Origin of the sequence: Aequorivita marina, from assembly GCF_031631895.2 — a bacterium.
Lineage (GTDB): Bacteria > Bacteroidota > Bacteroidia > Flavobacteriales > Flavobacteriaceae > Aequorivita > Aequorivita marina.
On the sequence record NZ_JAVMBW020000009.1, the window covers coordinates 71,820 to 89,999 of the forward strand.

The window sequence follows — 18,180 nt, forward strand, 5'->3', positions numbered from 1 at the left end:
TTATGAAAAGCGTATTATTTATTGCTGCCCTATGTTTGTTTTTCCAAATTTCATATTCCCAGGACGGCCTCCCCTTTCAAGAAAACAAGAAATTGTACCTACATGGAAATTCAATATTAATAGGAAATAATATTCTTGGAGACCACCCAACAAAACCGCTTATGGAGCGCAATACTCCCAATGACCTGGTGGCTATGAAGTATATTGACGTAGATAATGACAGGGCAACTTTCAGCTCTAGTGAAGCAACAATAGCAAACGCCCCAAACAACCCAAAAATTAAATATGCCGGTCTTTACTGGAGTGGTTTGTATCCTTTTAAAAAAGGAATCTTAAAAAAATCTGGTAATCAAATGACCCATGCAGGTCGTGGCAATAGAGACGAGAAGGTAAACGCAATACTATTAAAAAAACCAAACGGAAATTACGAACCCATAGAAGGCCAGGTAATTTACGACAGCCATAAAACTGAGGCGTTTAAAACCAACAAACCTTATGTATGCTATGCCAATATTACAGCTCAGCTACAGGATCAAACTGAAATAAACGGCACCTACACCATCGCCAATGTTAAAGCTACAGAAGGTAAGATTTCCGGAGGTGGTGCTGCGGGTTGGTTATTGTATATTGTATATGAAGATGAAAACGAAAGCCCAAAATATTTTAACACCTACAACGGACTTATTGAAGTAAGCAAAGAAAAGGTGGAACTCAGTTTTAAGGACTTTAAAAATAAAGACGAAGGAAACATCCAAACCACGATAGCTATAGGAGCTTTGGAAGGCGACCGGAAAATAAAGACTGATCAAGTTTCTGTCTATAACCAAAACACCGAAAAATATATTCCGTTGCACAATACGCTACGAGCAAAAAGAAACTTTTTTAATAGTTCTATCACGATTGGCAATGAAACATTTAATGAAAGAAACCCCAATAGCGCCAATACGTTGGGATTTGATTTGTTAAAGATGGAAATACCAAATAAAGACAATGCGCTTTTTAACAGTGCGACAACCGAGGCCAATTTTATATTTCATGGAAAAGCAGATAGATTTTACCTGTTTTTTATCGCGTTTGAAACTGAAATAGACAATACTTTTTTACTAGAAAAAACAGAACCCCTCGCGAATATTCCAACTGCAGAACCTGTTTATAAAATACAAAAGTCTAGCAATGGCACGGTAGTACTTAAAAGAGTAGCCTCAATAGATACATTAAACAAACCTGCAAAGCAAGATGATCCCAAGGTTTTAAAAACCCCTCAAATAAAAGCCTCAAAAGAACCAGTAGTGGCCTTGGAAGAGGCATCAATTTTGAAAGACACAGTGGCGCTAGAAGATTCCGTATCTATTGATGAGGATGCAATAAGGAACGAAACAAAAATCAAAACCATCTCGGCTCCAGAAGTTGAACCTGGATATTACATTATTACCAATGTTTTTTCAGTAGAAAACTATGCAGCCAAATGGATAGAGACTTTAGAGCAAAAAAATTATACGCCAGCGACTTTTATCAACCCAGAAAATAAATGGACCTACGTATATATTGCCAAAAATAGTTCGCTAAAGACAATATATAAAAAGTGGATCGCCACCAAAGATCACGAGCTTTTTGAAAATAGTTGGATTCTTGAAGTTAAGCCATAAGGGTTAGTAGCATAGGCTGTTTATTATTTTCGCCCAAAATCTGCAGGGATTTCACCCCAAGCTTTGGTTTCCCATTTTACTACTTTTGTTTCGTATGTATTGGTTTTAAGCCAATTTTCGGCGCGTGCTACCAGTTCAAAAAGTGCTTTATTTTTTGCGTTTCGTTTTAACTTTGTATTGCATTTCTTCTTTTTCACCCATCCCATTGCAATTCGTGAATCGCTATAGATTATTCGATCGCTATTATGCTTCTTTAAAAAAGCCAGACCGTGTACCAAGGCCAAAAACTCACCAATATTATTGGTTCCCTGCTGAAATGGACCTTGATGAAACAACTGCTTGTGCGTTTGAGTATCTACTCCGCGATATTCCATTTTCCCTGGATTACCACTAGAAGCAGCATCTACCGCTATGGAATACAGGTTTGGCTCCCCAATTTTTTGAAGCTGTTCTTTAGAAAGAGTTTTTTTCACCTTCTTACCTTTATAATCTGCATATTCTTTGTCGAATGCTTTTTTGGCTTCCTCAAAAGTTTCAAAGCTTTTATACTGTGCCCCACTTACCCCTTGAATAGATCGTTTACACGCTGCCCAAGAGTCAAAAATCCCAGCCGGATTTCCGAACCATACTACGTAGTATTTTTGTTTTCCCATACCTGCGAAGGCAGATATCTCTTCCGCCTTTTTAGTTTTAATTAATGTTTATGGTAAGCAATCAAATTCTAATAATCTTAAACCTTGAATTTTTCATTTTTTAAAACCATTTCAATCACCTTCGGAAACCATTGATATTCCAATTGATGCACTTTACCGGCTATTGATTCTACGGTTTCAGCATCATCAAGCTTTACTTTTTGTTGCGAAATAATTGCACCTTCATCATAGTTTTCATTTACATAATGAATGGTAATTCCAGTTTCGCTTTCATTATTATCCAATACGGCTTGATGGACAAAGTCTCCATACATTCCTTTTCCACCGTATTTAGGAAGTAGAGCCGGATGGATGTTTATCACTTTATCTGGAAATTCCGCAATAATAAACTCGGGAAATTTAAGCAGAAACCCAGCGAGTACAATAAGGTCTGGCTTAGTTTCTTTTAAAAGTTTTAAAACGCCTACTTCTGAAACTAATTCTTTTTTTGTGAAGTAAGCAGCCCTAACCTCATGTTTTTCAGCACGCTCTAACACTTTGGCATCTTTTTTGTTTGATAATACCAGAACGACCTCGGCAAATTGAGCTCGTTGAAAGTATTTAATTATGTTCTCGGCATTGGTACCACTACCCGACGCAAAAATTACAATTCGCTTCTTCATTTCAGTTTCCAAAGGTTTTTCTTGAAGTAAATATTAATAAATAAAACAACAAAAGTAAGGCAATAGGGTTTTACTTCACCCAAAAATGTTTAAATTGGTACATTCTTTCAATGTTATTTTGTATCATTGAAATGATTTTGAACACAGTGACTATAAAATTGAACAAAAACGGTTCATTGCGTATTGCACTATTTAAGAGTTACTTGAAAAGTGATTTTGTGTTTTTTGATCGACAAAATGAATTATTAATAGGTCAAATTCCACATTTTAAATTTTAAATGGTGTAATCAATTAAAATATTTTATTTTTGCCACTTATAATTAAATTAAAAAATTAAAAATTATGTCAGACATTGCATCAAGAGTAAAAGCGATTATCGTAGACAAATTAGGTGTAGACGAAAACGAAGTTGTAAACGAAGCTAGCTTCACAAACGACTTAGGAGCCGACTCCTTGGATACGGTAGAGCTTATCATGGAATTTGAAAAAGAATTTGATATCCAGATTCCAGACGACCAAGCTGAAAACATTGCGACAGTAGGTCAAGCAATTTCCTATATAGAAGCAGCAAAATAAGAGTTCTTCCATGGAATTAAAGCGAGTTGTAGTTACAGGTCTTGGTGCGCTCACCCCTATTGGCAGCAATATTAATGAATATTGGGACGGTCTTATTAATGGGAAAAGTGGTTGCGCCCCTATAACGTATTTTGATACTGAAAAATTCAAAACAAAATTCGCTTGTGAATTGAAAAATTTCAATCCAGGAGACCATTTTGATAGGAAAGAAGCCCGAAAGTTAGACCGTTTTGCCCAATACGCTCTTGTATCTTCAGATGAAGCCATCTTAGATGCTGGAATTGACTTCATTGATGTTGATAAATTTCGCGTTGGCGTTATTTGGGGAGCGGGAATTGGTGGCTTAGAGACTTTTCAGAATGAAGTTATAAACTTTGCAGAAGGGGATGGAACACCGCGTTTCAACCCCTTCTTTATTCCTAAAATGATTGCCGACATTGCGCCCGGAAACATTTCTATAAAGCACGGTTTTATGGGGCCTAACTACACAACGGTCTCGGCTTGTGCTTCTTCGGCAAATGCAATGATTGATGCGCTCAACTATATACGCTTGGGCCATTGCGACATCATTGTTACCGGAGGTAGTGAAGCAGCAGTAACAATTGCCGGAATGGGCGGGTTTAATGCAATGCATGCCCTATCAACACGAAACGACAGTCCAGAATCTGCATCTAGACCTTTTGATGCTACTCGTGATGGATTTGTTTTAGGCGAAGGTGCTGGTGCCCTTATCCTTGAGGAGTACGAACACGCAAAAAAACGAGGCGCAAAAATCTATGCCGAAGTTATAGGCGGCGGAATGACCAGCGATGCACACCACATGACTGCACCGCACCCCGATGGTATTGGAGTAGAGCGGGTTATGCTAAATACCTTGCGCGATGCCAACATGAACCCCGACCAAGTTGATGCCATTAATACCCACGGAACCGCAACACCCCTTGGCGATGTGGCCGAGTTAAAGGCTATTGTAAATGTTTTTGGCGAGCATGCCAAGGATATCAATATCAATTCAACAAAATCAATGACAGGGCATTTACTAGGTGCTGCCGGTGCCATTGAAGCTATCGCCTCTATTTTGGCGATGAAAAATGGAGTTGTACCACCTACCATCAACCATTCTACGGTAGATGAAAATATTGACCCCTCCTTAAACCTAACACTTAATAAAGCTCAAAAACGCGATATTAAAGTGGCAATGAGTAATACTTTTGGGTTTGGCGGACACAATGCATGCGTGCTCTTTAAAAAATTAGATGACTAGCATATCCAATTACACACAGTTAAATGTGGCATAAACTAAAATCGTCCACATTGGTGTTTTTTGATTTCTCCACCTAATTAACTGATCAAAAAATAGTTTCAATTTTTAATGTAATAATTAAAAATTTGAGCGGCTTATACTAATTAATGGCTTCCATTAAAAAAATATTTTCTACCGGTTCAGAAAAAAATGGAGAATTTTTTAATTCCCTAAAAAAAATATTGGGTTTCAAGCCAAAAGATATTTTAATCTACCAAACAGCTTTTACCCATCGCTCCACAAATAAAAAAAACCCAAACGGACAACCCCAAAACTACGAAAGGCTAGAATTCTTAGGCGATGCCATGTTGGGAGCAGTAATAGCAGCACACCTCTACAAAAAAGTACCCGAAGGCGATGAAGGCTACCTTACTAAAATGCGCAGTAAAGTTGTGAGTCGCGAACACCTCAATGAATTAGGGCGCGATTTGCATTTAATAAAGTTTTTAAAAACTACAGTACCCCGACAACAATTTAGCGGAAACATCTACGGAAATGTATTTGAGGCTCTCGTTGGTGCCATTTACTTGGACAGAGGCTTTAAATATTGCGAAAAATTTATTTACAAGCGGGTAATCAAACCCTATGTAGATATTAAAAAATTAGAAGGAAAGGTAATTAGTTATAAAAGCCTTCTCATTGAATGGTGCCAAAAAAATAAAAAAGAATTCGATTTCGAAGTTTATGAAGATACGGGTAAAGACGAACTCAAGCATTTTGCCGTACGTTTAAAAGTAGAAAGTGAAACTGTTGCAAAAGCAAGAGCAACCTCAAAAAAGAAAGCTGAGGAACGCGCTTCAAAACGCGCTTACTACAAACTTCAGGACAAAATAGATTCTAAAAATTCATAAACTCTCCAGTTTCCTTAGGTTAATTTTTTTCAACACTTCAACTATTTTAGTTAATCCCTTTAAAGTTGCCTATTTTTGTAAACGGATAGCGGGCAGGTACCATTACCCAATCATATTAAGCCTGAAGTGTCAATACCATCTAAATTAGCAATGGCCAATCATAAATTACTTTTGGACGAAGACCTTGAAGAGCCCTTCACCCTCATTGCAATACATTGCACCGAGGAAGAGTATAAAGTGGCCTATTTGATGAATAAACACCTGAATACAAGGTTTAAACGAAGAAGAGTAGATATTGATTTTACCCATAATGGATTAATCACCACCTTCCCAATATTCGATTTCACAGATGAAATAAGCCGAAATCAATATTTTTTAGTGGCTAATAAATGCCGGATGATGGAAGCAAGCCTTCAAAGTTCCAATGGCCTTTTTGCCGAAATTAATTCTGAAAAAGCGCAAGATCATTTTTTGCTTCCGGAATTTAAGAAGGTTGATTATTTTCTCAAGGTATATTCAGACTTTGATACTATGAGTGCTGCAAGCTTTATTTCAGAAATAAATAAGATAAAACAGATTATTTCCGCATATAACGTGGAAACAGATCATATAAAATCTAAGAACAATTTAATTTTCGATTAAATGTATAATCAAAAAAGAACCAAAATAGTAGCAACCCTCGGCCCTGCAACCAACAGCGATGAAACTTTAAAACACATGATGCTGGAAGGTGTGGACGTTTTTAGGATTAATTTTTCGCATGCCGATTACGATACGGTAAAGGAAACCGTTGCAACTATACGACGGCTGTCTGAAGAGTTAGACCTACATGTTGCTATTTTGGGCGACCTTCAGGGACCCAAGCTCCGTGTAGGCGTTATGAAGGAAGAAGTTGTTGTGCAACCCGGCGACGAGCTTTTATTCTGTACCGGTAAGGAATTTGAAGGTACTAAAAAGAAAGTTTATATGAATTATGACGATTTCCCAAAAGACGTTGAGGCGGGAGAACGTGTACTTTTAGACGATGGAAAACTTATTTTTGAAGTACTGAAAACCAATAAAACGGACGAAGTGAAGGTGCTCGTAATCCAAGGTGGGCCCTTACGCTCCAAAAAAGGGGTAAACCTGCCCAATACAAAGCTTTCACTACCGGCACTTACAGCAAAAGATAAAGCCGATACTATTTTTGCCATATCGCAGCAAGTAGATTGGATGGCGCTTTCGTTTGTACGCCATGCCGAAGACCTAAAGGAGCTGCAGGCCTTAATTGAAGCGCACTGCGAATATAAAATCCCGATTATTGCAAAAATAGAAAAGCCGGAAGCGGTCAAAAACATTGATAGAATTATTGCCTATTGTGATGGGTTGATGGTTGCCCGTGGCGATCTGGGTGTAGAAGTTCCCGCAGAAGAAGTGCCATTAATTCAAAAAGAGTTGGTACTTGCTGCCAAAAGAGCCCGAATTCCGGTAATCATCGCAACCCAGATGATGGAAACCATGATAACTTCGTTAACCCCTACCCGTGCCGAGGTAAACGATGTGGCAAACTCGGTAATGGACGGTGCCGATGCCGTAATGCTCTCGGGCGAAACCTCGGTTGGGAATTATCCAGTTGCCGTAATTAAGACCATGGCAAAAATTTTAAAAAGCGTAGAAAACTCTGAATTAATACGCGTACCCCAAGAACCGCCACAGATTAAAACAAACCGGTATATCACAAAATCAATATGTTACCACGCTGCACTTATGGCCAATGAAATTGAGGCCCAGGCCATTTGTACTTTAACAAATAGTGGCTATACTGCCTTTCAGATCTCGGCTTGGCGTCCTTCGGCATTTATACTGGCCTTTACCTCAAACAAGCGTATTCTTGCGCGTTTAAACTTATTATGGGGCGTAAAAGCCTTTTATTATGATAAATATGTAAGCACCGATGAAACCGTTGACGATGTAAACCGTATTGCCTGCGAAAAAAACTATATAAACAAAGGCGATTATTTAATCAACCTCGCCGCAATGCCTATTGTGGATAAAGGAATGGTGAATACGCTGCGGGTAACGCATGTGAAGTAGTGGGGAGTTTGTAGTCGGTAGAGAACTTTGACAAAGTTTAAAACTTTGTCAAAGTTATATTTTGCCAGTGCTTGCGTCCATATTGCCAAAGCAGCAGCAACTTCACATATCAACATCATTAGTTTTAATCCGCAACCTCAACTTTTTCAATTTTCATTCCTTTCGCATCTTTTGATATTGTAACCACGTACCCAAAACCGTCTGTTTTATAGTTGTAGGTAATTTGCTGAAGCTGGTTGGCATTCCTAGAGACCTCTAGCTCACTTATAAAAACATTCTTCTTTTTATTTGTATTTTGCTGGGTTTCGTGATTAGAGCCTGTTGGGTTTGGAAAAGCAAACTGTCGTGGTATATTAAATAATTGTTGCGCCATAAAAAAGGCTTCGTGCCATTTATCTGTTGGCAAAATCAAGGTTTCGGCTTTAGTAGGTTTACTTGCCGTGCCGCCCGTAGTTTCAGTATATTCCACATTTTGGAAATCTTCTTTTAAGGCTTCAGCATAGTTTTTCGTAACGATATTGTCTCCAGGGCTCGGAAACTTAGACATAAACCCATTAAAGGCAAATCCTTTTATATTATTGAATTCCACCTCGTCCATGGCACCATCAATTCCGCCAACGTTCATGGTTGTTTCTCCTTCGGCATTAATTAGTCTAACCTTTGTTCCCAATGGCATAACCGCCAGTTTTGAACTTTGCAGGTTTGGATGTTCTCGCAACGTCAATCCACTTACGGCAGTAACGTACATAGTTTTTGGTTTGGTTTCCGCAGGAATTGAATCGGTTGCAACCGAGGTAACTTCTTCACTGTTTTTAACATCGTTTTTACAGGAAAATAAAAAGGCGAATCCTACAATTGCAATAATGGAAAAAGCTATGGTTTTCATAAATGTTATTATTTGAAGTATAATATAATCTTTCTAGGTTATTCGTTTTCATTATTTATCCATAAAAGTTTCGAAATAACTGTCAGGAAAATTCTAACGCTTGTTGCAGCCTCGATTCAACCTCCAAAAATTTCACCACGAATCCCACTAATTTTCACGAAATTACTCTTGCGAGGAATGTTATGTGCTTAAATAATTTCATATCGATTCCACGAATAACCTCATTCAGAATATACTACTGCAAGAGTGGAAATAGTTACGGCCTTCATAATTTGGCATTTTAAATTAGCTTAAAGATACGTAGTCTTTTTATTATATATAAATTTTTCAGGATTCCTTTCAACTTTTAAACTTTGACTAAGTTTAAAAAGTTTGTCAAAGTTAAATAGAAGGATTTTCCTCTCCTTTTTTGGGCGAATGGGCGCTAAAACTCAAGCTTTAGCTGTACATCTATCGACTCCGCTTCAACATCTTTTTGTTTCGGGGTTTCGTTATTAAGGTTGGATATTGAAATACCCAATAAACGAACCGATTCCTTCATTTTTTCTTGATATAACAGCTCTTTAACTACCTCCAGAATAAGTTCTTTGGAAGAAATAAACAACGCTATAGTTTTACTTCGAGTCTGAATGCTAAAATCGCTATACCTAATTTTTAAGGTGACAGTTTTTCCAGCCAATTTTCGCTTTAATAGGCGCTGCTCAACCTCAACAGCGATTTCTTTCAGACGTTCCATCATATAAATTTCTGACGAAATATTCTCTGTAAACGTATGTTCCGCCGCTAAGGATTTTTGTTTTCGAGTCGCTTTTACCTTACTGTTATGAATACCCCTTACCACATTGTAATAGTGTGTTCCACTTTTTCCAAAATTTTCGCTTAAAAATTCCAAGGATTGGTTTTTCAAATCGGCTCCCGTATAAATCCCTAGGCGATACATTTTTTCCTTGGTAACCTTCCCAACGCCAAAGAATTTTTTTACGTCTAACGTCTCTAAAAAAGGCTCCACTTCTTCAGGAACTATTGTTTTTTGTCCGTTGGGTTTATTAATGTCGCTCGCTATTTTTGCCACAAATTTATTTATCGAGATTCCTGCGGAAGCATTTAACCCAGTCCTTTCCTTTATTTTCTTCCGAATTTCGGCAGCAATCATTGTTGCGCTGGGGTTTCCTTTTTTGTTTTCAGTTACATCAAGATAAGCTTCGTCAAGCGATAGCGGTTCTACCAAATCGGTATATTCAAAAAACAGCTTTCGTATCTGATTGGAAATTTCACGATATCGATCAAAACGTGGTGGAACAAAAATTAAATCTGGGCAATTACGTTTTGCTGCCATGCCACTCATTGCGCTTCGCACGCCAAATTTTCGCGCTTCATAACTAGCCGCAGCCACCACGCCCCGTTTTTCGCTAACACCAACAGCCAAAGCTTTTCCACGCAATTCAGGATTATCCAATTGCTCTACGGAAGCATAAAAGGCATCCATATCTATATGGATTATTTTGCGAATAGGAAACAGCTCTAGCATATTGTAAATTTAATATCTTTAATGGACTCCATACCTGAAATATTTTGAAAACCGTTGAGTTTTCCACAAATCCTGCAAGGTTTCTAAAACCTTGTAGGTATATTTAACCTATGAAAACAGCAATCATCTTAGGTGCAACCGGATTAACCGGAAGCTTGTTATTGGAAAAGCTATTGAAAGATCCATCTTTCAAAAAAATAAAACTTTTCTCCAGAAGTACCGTCGCTATAACCAATCCTAAAATTGAAGAACATTTGATAGATATGTTCGAGTTGGAAAAACACTCTGAAGACTTTAAAGCCGATGTTGTTTTTTGCTGTATTGGCACCACAAAATCAAAAACTCCCGACAAACACACCTATAGAAAGATAGATTATGGCATCCCTGTGACGGCGGCAAAACTGGCAAAACAGAATGGAATTAATACTTTTATCGTGATTTCAGCGCTGGGAGCAGATGAAAATAGTAGTGTGTTTTATAATAGAACCAAAGGCGAAATGCAGCGCGATGTATTGAAACAGGAGGTTGAAAACACGTACATACTTCAACCGTCCCTAATTGTTGGCGACCGAAACGAATCGCGATTTGGAGAAAATATTGCCGAGTTTTTTATGAAAATATTCGGGTTTTTGATTCCAAAGAAATACAAAATGATAAAAGCTAAAACAATTGCGGAAGCGATGCAGGTTTTGGCAAAAGAAGATTTTTCTGATAAAATAATTACTTCAGAAAAGATAAAAGAGATTGTAGGCTAATACCTACAAGGAGATTGCTTCTCCCGATTGCTATCGCGATCGCAATAAATTAAGTCCTACAAGGAGGCCTCTGGCAACACCTTGCAGGACTGAAAATAACACTTTTCAAAATGCAAGAAATAGAACGCAAATTTTTGGTCACTTCCGAAGCTTTTAAAAACGAAGCTTTTAAGCAAACCCGCATTGTTCAGGGGTTTTTAAATACGCATCCAGAACGCACAGTTCGAATCCGCATTAAAGGAAATGATGGATTTATCACGGTAAAGGGAAAATCAAACAAGACAGGCGTTTCCCGATTTGAATGGGAACGGAAAATCGCCCTTGCTGAAGCGGAAGCACTTATCAAGCTCTGTGAACCAGGAATTATTGAGAAAATCCGTTTTGAAATAAAATGTGGCAATCACGTTTTTGAAGTAGATGAGTTTTTTGGTGAAAACAAAGGTCTTACCGTCGCCGAAGTTGAACTCAAAACTGAAAATGAAACTTTTTTAAAACCAGAATGGCTGGGAGAGGAAGTTACTGGAGACGTAAAATATTACAATTCAAATTTGAGCAAAAATCCATTTAAAAATTGGTGATTCCTCGATAAATCCTATTATCAATCATTTCTATGAAAATATCAATCTGATATGTGTTGAATGATCCTTTTAATTGTCTCTTTGTTTGAAGTAGCAACAATCCCTTCCTTAAAAAAGGCCTCGCTGTGCATAGACACCGCTGGTCTTTGCGAAAGCACTTGCTTTTTGGTGGTTGCTGAAAAGTGAATGCTCGTAAATCCAGCTTCCTTAAATTCCAGTGCGTTGTCGATATTTATTCCACTTCCAGGCATAATTTCAATTTTCCCCTCGGAATGAATTTTAAGTTGTTTTAAAAGTGAAATTCCGAAAATTGCAGTTGATTTTTGCCCTGAGGAAAGCAATCGGTTGACTTGTAAATCCATCAATTTTTGAAGCTCCTCCGCAGGGTTTTCAACCCAGTCAAAACCGCGGTGAAAAGTAAATTCCATTCCCTCGGAAGCACGTATCAACCGATGCGTTTTTTCGATGTCAATTTTAAGGTCAGCAGTTAAAGCTCCGCTTACAATACCTGCACTGCCAAGTTTGTTACATAGCGCAATATCCCGTAGCATTACATCTAATTCTTCTTCGGAATAGGTAAAATCCCCGCTTCTTGGCCTAATTAAAACGTGAACCGGAATGTTAAGCTCTGAGCATACTTTTTCCAGTAACCCGTAGGATGGTGTGAGTCCGCCAACCGAGAGTTCGGTGCAAAGCTCAATTCGGTCGGCTCCCGCATCTTGGGCAGACTTGGCACTGGCAAAGCTATTGGCGCAGATTTCTATTTTCATATTCTAAAATACACTTTCTATTTATGTGGCTAAAGCCAGAAATAACTGACACTTTCTTTACCACGAGCTGAGGCTCAGTGGCTATTAAAAAAAACCCAAAGATATCTGATTGCGCATATTCAACTTTGACAAAGTTTTAAACTTTGTCAAAGTTAGAAAGTTAAAAAGCCATTTATTCAACGACTATTTCATCAATAAACGTCCACGCATTATGGCCGGCACCTTGCAGGCCATCGGGAATCATTCCATAACTGGGAATTGTCAATTTTATAAAACGAGGCTTTATGCCTTGATATTGGCTCAAATCTACTTCCACATCATATAAATTGCTGTCTTTGGGCATAATCTGTTTTCCCAAAACAAATTTTCCGCCATCGGAGCTTTCGCCAGTGATGGTCAATACTTTAGGCGCATAAACCCAAACGCCCGGCGAATTGAAAAAGCGAGTTTTTAGTGATTTAACTTCCATGTCTTTCCCCAAATCAATTGTAATTTCCAGGTCATCGCCCCAAAACCCCAACCATTCCTTATCACCATAACGTTTATCGCTTCCCGAAATTCCGTTGATAAGCGCTTCCTTTCCTCCTGCGGCATAAGCTGGGTTTGGTTGCACGTTAATTTCGATCTCTCCCGTAATGCCTTTGTGGTATTTTATTTCTTCGGAAAAATCACGACCCAATTCTTTCCCATCCTTAAAGACATTAGCGGTGATTTTAGTATCTTTTTCAACTAAAATTGGCTCGGAATAAATTTCTGTAGCAGCGTTATTTTTGGAATACCGAATTTCCTTTCCCTTGGTGGGCGTGGTAAGCTCATAATAAACCTTACCGTTTTCTTTAAGAATTCTACCTTCAACTTCATATAAATAATTGGCATAATTAACATCCAAAGCGTCCAAACGTTTCATAAAACCTTCAACCCGCGAAAAGAAATTGGGGTAGTCTTTGTCAAAGTTTTTGGAAGGCCCGCTCCAAACCACCTCGCTCATAGCAAGGATCCTAGGGAAGACCATATATTCAGCCTGCTTTTCGGTAGGAATATACTCCGTCCACACATTTGCTTGTGCGCCGAGGATATATTGTTCTTCTTCCTCAGTCAATTCGTGTGGAATAGGATTGAAAGCATACACTTTTTTGAGTGGTAAAAAGCCTCCAATTGCAGTAGGCTCATCCAGATTTTCGCTTTGGTAATAATCAAAATACGCGTGCGAAACGGGCGTCATAATCACGTCGTGTTTTTGTTTTGCAGCATCAATTCCACCTTGCATTCCACGCCAAGACATCACCGTGGCATTTGGAGCCAGACCGCCTTCCAGAATTTCGTCCCAACCTATTATATTTTTGCCCTTGCTGTTTACAAATTCCTCGATTCTATGAATAAAATAGCTTTGTAAACCCGCTTCATCTTTCAAATTTTTGTCCTTTATCAATTGTTGGCAATGGCTACAGTTTTTCCATCGCAATTTTGGAGCCTCATCACCGCCAATGTGAATATATTCTCCCGGAAACAAAGGCATTACTTCACTTAACACATTTTCTAAAAAGGTAAATGTTTCTTCTTTTGGGCAATAAATATCCTCAAATACGCCCCAAGTTGTAGCTACCGGAACCTGCTTGCCGGTGCATCCCAATTCGGGGTACGAATGAATTGCGGCCTGCGCGTGGCCGGGCATTTCAATTTCGGGGATGATGGTTACATTTTGAGTTGCAGCATAGGCAACAACCTCCTTGATTTCCTCTTGGGTATAAAATCCGCCGTAGCGTTTACCGTCATAGGTTTCGGGCTTGTCCTCGTAATGTCCAACCCGCGTTTCCTCACGAAAAGCGCCTTTTTCAGTCAGTTTTGGATATTGCTTTATCTCGATGCGCCAGCCTTGGTCTTCGGTTAGGTGCCAATGGAAATAATTCATTTTCAACATTGCGATATTGGCAATGTACTTTTTTACAAATTCCGTGTCGAAAAAATGCCTGCCCACGTCCAAATGCATCCCTCGATATTTGAATTTTGGATAATCGGTAATAGACAATTGTGGTACTGAAAGAAGCTTTTTATCCGTTTTATCTGCTTTTTCCAAACTTGAAGGAAGCAACTGTCGAAGCGTTTGAATAGCATAAAAAGCGCCACTGGCATCATTGGTTTTAATGCGTATTTTAGAGTCCGAAATGTTTAAGCTATATCCCTCCGTAGGCTGATTTGTATCTTTCTGAATAATGATTTCCGCCTTATTTTTTGATTTCTTCGGAAGTTGAAATCCCGCCCCATTTTCAAGAAACTCTTGAAAGAAGTTTCCCGCAATTTCAAATTCCGGCTCAAAAAAGAAGCCTGTATTTTTATCAATAGTGAAATATCCATCACGCAGTTCCATTTGTTGCGGTTTGGGAATCAAAACCACTTCTGGACCTTGGGAATAAACGCTAAAACAGAAAATTGATAGAATTAAAGTGTATAAATTTCGCATCGTTATTTAATAAATTGGTTTAAGGTTTTGTACTGCAATTTTGGTGGGGTTTCACTATTTGTATAAAAGTAAATGGTTTTAGGCTCATTTGGCAGTAAATCGAAATAATTATCGCTCCATCGTCCTTTAGAATCGGCAGCTAGCAAAACGTTTTTCTGAAGGGTTTTTGAGAAAAGGGTGATTTTGAAAATATGTTTTTCTACTTTGGTTTTCAATTCTTCCTTAACTTGGATTTCGATTTCGCTTTCGATTTCGATTTCAATTTTGTTTTCAAGGAGTTTCAAATCCTTCGGCCTCACAAAATAATGCAAGTATTCGCTCTCACCGAAATTCAGTTTTAAAACACTGGAAGCTTTGTCAAAATTCAAAGTTTCTAATGGAAGTGTAAATAAAATTTCACTACTGTTTTCAGGGCTTTCAACTTGAATTTGTTTTTCATAGATAATTCCACCTGAGAAATCCATTAAGGCTAATGAGAGTGTTTCTTTTACAGTTTTGAAAGTATCATTAACGATATAGATATTGAGCGAGTCATTTTTTTCTTCAGCAGAAATCAGAATGTTTTTAAAGGACTTTTTCACTTCGTAGTGAAGTGCTTTCCAATTTCCCAAATAATCGATGCTGGACCAAGAAACTACGGGCCAGAGATCGTTTAACTGCCAATATAGCGTTCCCATATTATAGGGTTTTGCTCGGCGATGGGCGTGGATTCCTTTGGTAATTCCGTAAGCTTGCAGTAGCTGACTGATATAAACATAGTCTTCGGCATTATCTGGAACGGGAAAATCGCGTTGCATATAATCATCGATAATCTGAAATCCTCTTTTGTGTTTTTGATGATTTGCAAAAAGCGGATCCTTCATTATAACGGAATCTCTGCCCGTAGCAAATTCAATGGTTTTGATACTTGGAAAAGATTGAAACCCAAACTCGCTCATAAACCGCGGTACTTCTTCTTCAAAATGCTCAAACGGATAGCCATCGTGCCACACCCACCAATCGTGAGCATCACCTTCAAACTGATAACGTTTGTCGCCACGGCCAAATTTTGGAGAGCTTTCCCAATACGCAATATTTGGGTTTAGGCTATCCACCACTTCTGGCAGGATTTCATTAAAAATTGCTGTATATGCTTCTTCTATTTCCGCTTTTTGAGATGCTGTCTTACCGTCTTGCCAGCCCCAGCGCGCCCAACCTTCACTAATTTCGTTATTGCCGCACCACAGGGCTAGGCTAGCGTGATTTCGTAAGCGCTTTATATTTTCTATCGCTTCCTGTTTTACGTTTTTAAGGAAAGGTTTATCACCAGGATACATTCCGCCGGCGAACATAAAATCCTGCCAAATCAAAATTCCTTTTTCATCACATAAATCATAAAAATAATCGGCTTCATAAATTCCGCCGCCCCAAACGCGAAGCATATTCATATTGGCCGAAACCGCGTCATTAATAAGCTCAACATATTTTTGACGGTTCACTTTGGCCTCCATCATCTGTTGGGGAATGTAATTAGCGCCTTTCATATAAACTGGTTTTCCATTCAATTTAAAATAGAAACTTTCACCCAGAGAATCTTTTTCGGTAACCAATTCCACCGAACGGATTCCCAATTTTTCTAAATGGGTTTCCAAGACTTTTCCTTTATGAATTAAATCAATCTGAAGGTCGTATAAAAATGGGTCGCCTAGATTATGCGTCCACCAAAGTTTCGGGTTTTTGATGGTGAAGGGAAGTTTATATTCCTTTTTACCGGGAAAGGTTTTAAGAGTATTAGAAAATATTTCACCCGTAGTTTTATTTTTGATTTGAAGCGTATAATCCTTTTCATTTAAAGCTTCTATCCCAATATGAGCCACAACTTGAGCAAGCGTGTCGCTTATGGATTTTGTTTGCAGAAAAACATCAGTCATTCGGGCCGAATTGAAACTTATCAATGCTACATCCCGCCAAATACCCATTGTTTTAATGGTCGGTGCCCAATCCCACCCCGATTGATATTGCGGCTTTCTACTAAAAACGCGGGCATCTTCAGGTAATTTATAGTCCAACTGAGCAGCTTTTTGTTTTTCTACGGAATCGATATTCGTGAAAACCACCAAAAGCTCATTTTCAGGGTTTAGGATTTCGCTTACGTCAACCTCCCAGCTTCGGAAAGCGTTATTGGCAGAAAGAATAAGGCTATCGTTTAAAAAAACCTCAGCATAGGTGTCTAAGCCTTCAAAGTTTAAAATGTGTTTTTGCTTTTTTAATGTTTTATCTGAAAGTGAAAAATGTTTTTTATACTGCCAATTTTTAGAAGAAACCCATTGGATGGAGTCTTCGTTGTTTTTAAGAAATGGGTTGGGTATTTCTCCCAGTCGCAATAAATCGGCTTGTACGGTTCCAGGTACTTCAGCGGGTTGCCAATTTGGATTCTTGGTTTCTGAAAACTGCCATCCTTCGTTTAGTGAAATGGTTCCGTTAGAAGATTCTTCACAAGAGATGAACGTGAAAACTACCAAAAACGTAAAGAAACATAATTTTCCCATTGGGCTAAAATACTGGTTTTTGAGATAAGGAATAAATGGATAGGGTTTAAAACTAAATGACAACTTTGACAAGGTTTACGATAGCCAATAATCCTCTCAAAACTTATTCTTAATCCAAAGTGGCAAAATGAATAGTTCAACTTTGTAAAAGGTTAAAAACAAAAAAACCGCCCCAACAAAAAAGCCAGGGCGGTCAGTTAATTTCAAAATTAACTCGTGGGTATTAAATATTCAATCGTAATGAAACCTACATTTTGCTATTAATATTTCGTCTTCTTTATACTGATAAATTAACCTGTGCTCGCTGTCTATTCTTCTTGACCAAAATCCAGAATATTTATGCTTTAGGGGTTCTGGTTTGCCAATTCCTTCATAGGGGTTTCTTGCTATATCCTTTAATAGCTGGTTTATTTTCCTCATCTTCTTTTTATCGGTTTTCTGCCAGAACAAATAATCTTCCCAAGATTCATCTACGAATATATATTTCATCTTAGGCTTTCAATAACTCCTTGTTCAAAGTCTCGCCGCTCTTTAATTTTTCAATGGCAGAATCCAACCTTATCTCATTTTTTCTCGAAGACAGCTCATGACTTGTAGCCATCAAAGAGTTATATTCCCGCAATGACATAACTACAATTCCATCGTCCTTACCACGATTAATAATAAGTGTTTCTATGTTTTTTACAACGCTATCTAAGTAGGTCTTAAGGTTTTTTCGAAAATCTGAGACAGATGCAATTTGCATAATATTGTGTTTAAATATGTACAAATATATGTACATTGGGTTATTAAAACAATTTTATTTAAAATAAATACTCAGTGGATTACCTGATAGTATCAACAACCTTATCCTGCAAGGTTTTCAGAACCTTGGAGATCTTTTTCATTTTTCTTGTAGTAGAAGAAAGACCTA

General features: G+C 38.1%; 17 protein-coding genes. 8 read left to right on the forward strand and 9 right to left on the reverse strand.

All coding sequences use genetic code 11. The annotated features are described in order from the left end of the window. The first annotated feature begins 2 nt into the window (after positions 1 to 2). A complete protein-coding gene (locus QPK98_RS10800) occupies positions 3 to 1,646 on the forward strand; it encodes a hypothetical protein (RefSeq protein WP_310993340.1) in 1,644 nt (547 codons plus the stop codon). A gap of 23 nt (positions 1,647 to 1,669) precedes the next feature. Here the strand turns inward: QPK98_RS10800 and QPK98_RS10805 are convergent, their stop codons facing one another. Together QPK98_RS10805 and purN are read right to left on the reverse strand one after the other, a co-directional pair. After that, positions 1,670 to 2,299: a ribonuclease H family protein gene (locus QPK98_RS10805; RefSeq protein ID WP_310993341.1), complete on the reverse strand. Its 630-nt coding sequence runs from the start codon at positions 2,297 to 2,299 to the stop codon at positions 1,670 to 1,672. Between the two features lie 77 nt (positions 2,300 to 2,376). After that, positions 2,377 to 2,961, reverse strand: coding sequence for a phosphoribosylglycinamide formyltransferase (purN, locus tag QPK98_RS10810; protein ID WP_310993342.1), 585 nt, complete (start codon positions 2,959 to 2,961; stop codon positions 2,377 to 2,379). 342 nt (positions 2,962 to 3,303) lie between these two features. Between purN and QPK98_RS10815 the strand changes: the two genes are divergently transcribed. The 5 genes from QPK98_RS10815 to pyk all read left to right on the forward strand — a co-directional run bounded on the left by QPK98_RS10815 (position 3,304) and on the right by pyk (position 7,764). Beyond that, entirely contained in the window at positions 3,304 to 3,537 is a 234-nt protein-coding gene (locus QPK98_RS10815; protein WP_014781833.1) for an acyl carrier protein, read from the forward strand. Positions 3,538 to 3,547: 10 nt separating this feature from the next. Beyond that, positions 3,548 to 4,801 carry a beta-ketoacyl-ACP synthase II gene (gene fabF, locus QPK98_RS10820; protein WP_310993346.1) on the forward strand — a complete coding sequence of 418 codons (1,254 nt, stop codon included), beginning with the start codon at positions 3,548 to 3,550 and terminating at the stop codon, positions 4,799 to 4,801. Between the two features lie 146 nt (positions 4,802 to 4,947). Further along, positions 4,948 to 5,691 carry a ribonuclease III gene (rnc, locus tag QPK98_RS10825; RefSeq protein ID WP_310993347.1) on the forward strand — a complete coding sequence of 248 codons (744 nt, stop codon included), beginning with the start codon at positions 4,948 to 4,950 and terminating at the stop codon, positions 5,689 to 5,691. Between the two features lie 150 nt (positions 5,692 to 5,841). Next, positions 5,842 to 6,333 (forward strand): IPExxxVDY family protein, encoded by a 492-nt coding sequence (locus QPK98_RS10830; RefSeq protein ID WP_310993348.1) that lies wholly within the window; start codon positions 5,842 to 5,844, stop codon positions 6,331 to 6,333. Further along, entirely contained in the window at positions 6,334 to 7,764 is a 1,431-nt protein-coding gene (gene pyk, locus QPK98_RS10835) for a pyruvate kinase (protein WP_310993349.1), read from the forward strand. A gap of 124 nt (positions 7,765 to 7,888) precedes the next feature. Here pyk and QPK98_RS10840 read toward each other — a convergent pair whose 3' ends face one another. Together QPK98_RS10840 and dinB are read right to left on the reverse strand one after the other, a co-directional pair. Beyond that, the gene (locus tag QPK98_RS10840) at positions 7,889 to 8,650 is read right to left on the reverse strand and encodes an SH3 domain-containing protein (RefSeq protein ID WP_310993351.1); all 762 of its coding nucleotides are present in this window, start codon (positions 8,648 to 8,650) and stop codon (positions 7,889 to 7,891) included. A 424-nt stretch (positions 8,651 to 9,074) separates the two neighbouring features. Then, complete coding sequence (gene dinB, locus QPK98_RS10845; protein WP_310993352.1) at positions 9,075 to 10,178, reverse strand: DNA polymerase IV; 1,104 nt, start codon at positions 10,176 to 10,178, stop codon at positions 9,075 to 9,077. Positions 10,179 to 10,288: 110 nt separating this feature from the next. Here dinB and QPK98_RS10850 point away from each other — a divergent pair, with 110 nt between their 5' ends. Further along, positions 10,289 to 10,933, forward strand: coding sequence for an NAD(P)H-binding protein (locus QPK98_RS10850; protein ID WP_310993354.1), 645 nt, complete (start codon positions 10,289 to 10,291; stop codon positions 10,931 to 10,933). 110 nt (positions 10,934 to 11,043) lie between these two features. Continuing rightward, complete coding sequence (locus QPK98_RS10855) at positions 11,044 to 11,511, forward strand: CYTH domain-containing protein (RefSeq protein WP_310993355.1); 468 nt, start codon at positions 11,044 to 11,046, stop codon at positions 11,509 to 11,511. 41 nt (positions 11,512 to 11,552) lie between these two features. Here the strand turns inward: QPK98_RS10855 and QPK98_RS10860 are convergent, their stop codons facing one another. The 5 genes from QPK98_RS10860 to QPK98_RS10880 all read right to left on the reverse strand — a co-directional run bounded on the left by QPK98_RS10860 (position 11,553) and on the right by QPK98_RS10880 (position 18,012). Beyond that, positions 11,553 to 12,281: a copper homeostasis protein CutC gene (locus tag QPK98_RS10860; RefSeq protein WP_310993356.1), complete on the reverse strand. Its 729-nt coding sequence runs from the start codon at positions 12,279 to 12,281 to the stop codon at positions 11,553 to 11,555. A 172-nt stretch (positions 12,282 to 12,453) separates the two neighbouring features. Next, entirely contained in the window at positions 12,454 to 14,739 is a 2,286-nt protein-coding gene (locus tag QPK98_RS10865; protein ID WP_310993357.1) for a glycoside hydrolase family 20 protein, read from the reverse strand. Positions 14,740 to 14,741: 2 nt separating this feature from the next. Continuing rightward, positions 14,742 to 17,267, reverse strand: coding sequence for a beta-mannosidase (locus QPK98_RS10870; RefSeq protein ID WP_310993359.1), 2,526 nt, complete (start codon positions 17,265 to 17,267; stop codon positions 14,742 to 14,744). A gap of 231 nt (positions 17,268 to 17,498) precedes the next feature. Beyond that, positions 17,499 to 17,756, reverse strand: coding sequence for a Txe/YoeB family addiction module toxin (locus QPK98_RS10875; protein ID WP_310993360.1), 258 nt, complete (start codon positions 17,754 to 17,756; stop codon positions 17,499 to 17,501). Between the two features lies 1 nt (position 17,757). Continuing rightward, on the reverse strand, positions 17,758 to 18,012 hold the full coding sequence (locus tag QPK98_RS10880; protein ID WP_310993361.1) for a type II toxin-antitoxin system Phd/YefM family antitoxin: 255 nt from the start codon (positions 18,010 to 18,012) through the stop codon (positions 17,758 to 17,760). Positions 18,013 to 18,180: the final 168 nt, after the last annotated feature.

What these genes read in the sequence shown, in the direction of transcription:
- pyk (WP_310993349.1), top strand. Translation starts at nt 6,334, where the DNA reads ATGTATAATCAAAAAAGAACCAAAATAGTAGCAACCCTCGGCCCTGCA.
- QPK98_RS10865 (WP_310993357.1), bottom strand. Translation starts at nt 14,739, where the DNA reads ATGCGAAATTTATACACTTTAATTCTATCAATTTTCTGTTTTAGCGTT.
- dinB (WP_310993352.1), bottom strand. Translation starts at nt 10,178, where the DNA reads ATGCTAGAGCTGTTTCCTATTCGCAAAATAATCCATATAGATATGGAT.
- QPK98_RS10800 (WP_310993340.1), top strand. Translation starts at nt 3, where the DNA reads ATGAAAAGCGTATTATTTATTGCTGCCCTATGTTTGTTTTTCCAAATT.
- QPK98_RS10840 (WP_310993351.1), bottom strand. Translation starts at nt 8,650, where the DNA reads ATGAAAACCATAGCTTTTTCCATTATTGCAATTGTAGGATTCGCCTTT.
- QPK98_RS10805 (WP_310993341.1), bottom strand. Translation starts at nt 2,299, where the DNA reads ATGGGAAAACAAAAATACTACGTAGTATGGTTCGGAAATCCGGCTGGG.
- QPK98_RS10830 (WP_310993348.1), top strand. Translation starts at nt 5,842, where the DNA reads ATGGCCAATCATAAATTACTTTTGGACGAAGACCTTGAAGAGCCCTTC.
- purN (WP_310993342.1), bottom strand. Translation starts at nt 2,961, where the DNA reads ATGAAGAAGCGAATTGTAATTTTTGCGTCGGGTAGTGGTACCAATGCC.
- QPK98_RS10860 (WP_310993356.1), bottom strand. Translation starts at nt 12,281, where the DNA reads ATGAAAATAGAAATCTGCGCCAATAGCTTTGCCAGTGCCAAGTCTGCC.
- fabF (WP_310993346.1), top strand. Translation starts at nt 3,548, where the DNA reads ATGGAATTAAAGCGAGTTGTAGTTACAGGTCTTGGTGCGCTCACCCCT.
- QPK98_RS10875 (WP_310993360.1), bottom strand. Translation starts at nt 17,756, where the DNA reads ATGAAATATATATTCGTAGATGAATCTTGGGAAGATTATTTGTTCTGG.
- QPK98_RS10815 (WP_014781833.1), top strand. Translation starts at nt 3,304, where the DNA reads ATGTCAGACATTGCATCAAGAGTAAAAGCGATTATCGTAGACAAATTA.
- rnc (WP_310993347.1), top strand. Translation starts at nt 4,948, where the DNA reads ATGGCTTCCATTAAAAAAATATTTTCTACCGGTTCAGAAAAAAATGGA.
- QPK98_RS10870 (WP_310993359.1), bottom strand. Translation starts at nt 17,267, where the DNA reads ATGGGAAAATTATGTTTCTTTACGTTTTTGGTAGTTTTCACGTTCATC.
- QPK98_RS10855 (WP_310993355.1), top strand. Translation starts at nt 11,044, where the DNA reads ATGCAAGAAATAGAACGCAAATTTTTGGTCACTTCCGAAGCTTTTAAA.
- QPK98_RS10850 (WP_310993354.1), top strand. Translation starts at nt 10,289, where the DNA reads ATGAAAACAGCAATCATCTTAGGTGCAACCGGATTAACCGGAAGCTTG.
- QPK98_RS10880 (WP_310993361.1), bottom strand. Translation starts at nt 18,012, where the DNA reads ATGCAAATTGCATCTGTCTCAGATTTTCGAAAAAACCTTAAGACCTAC.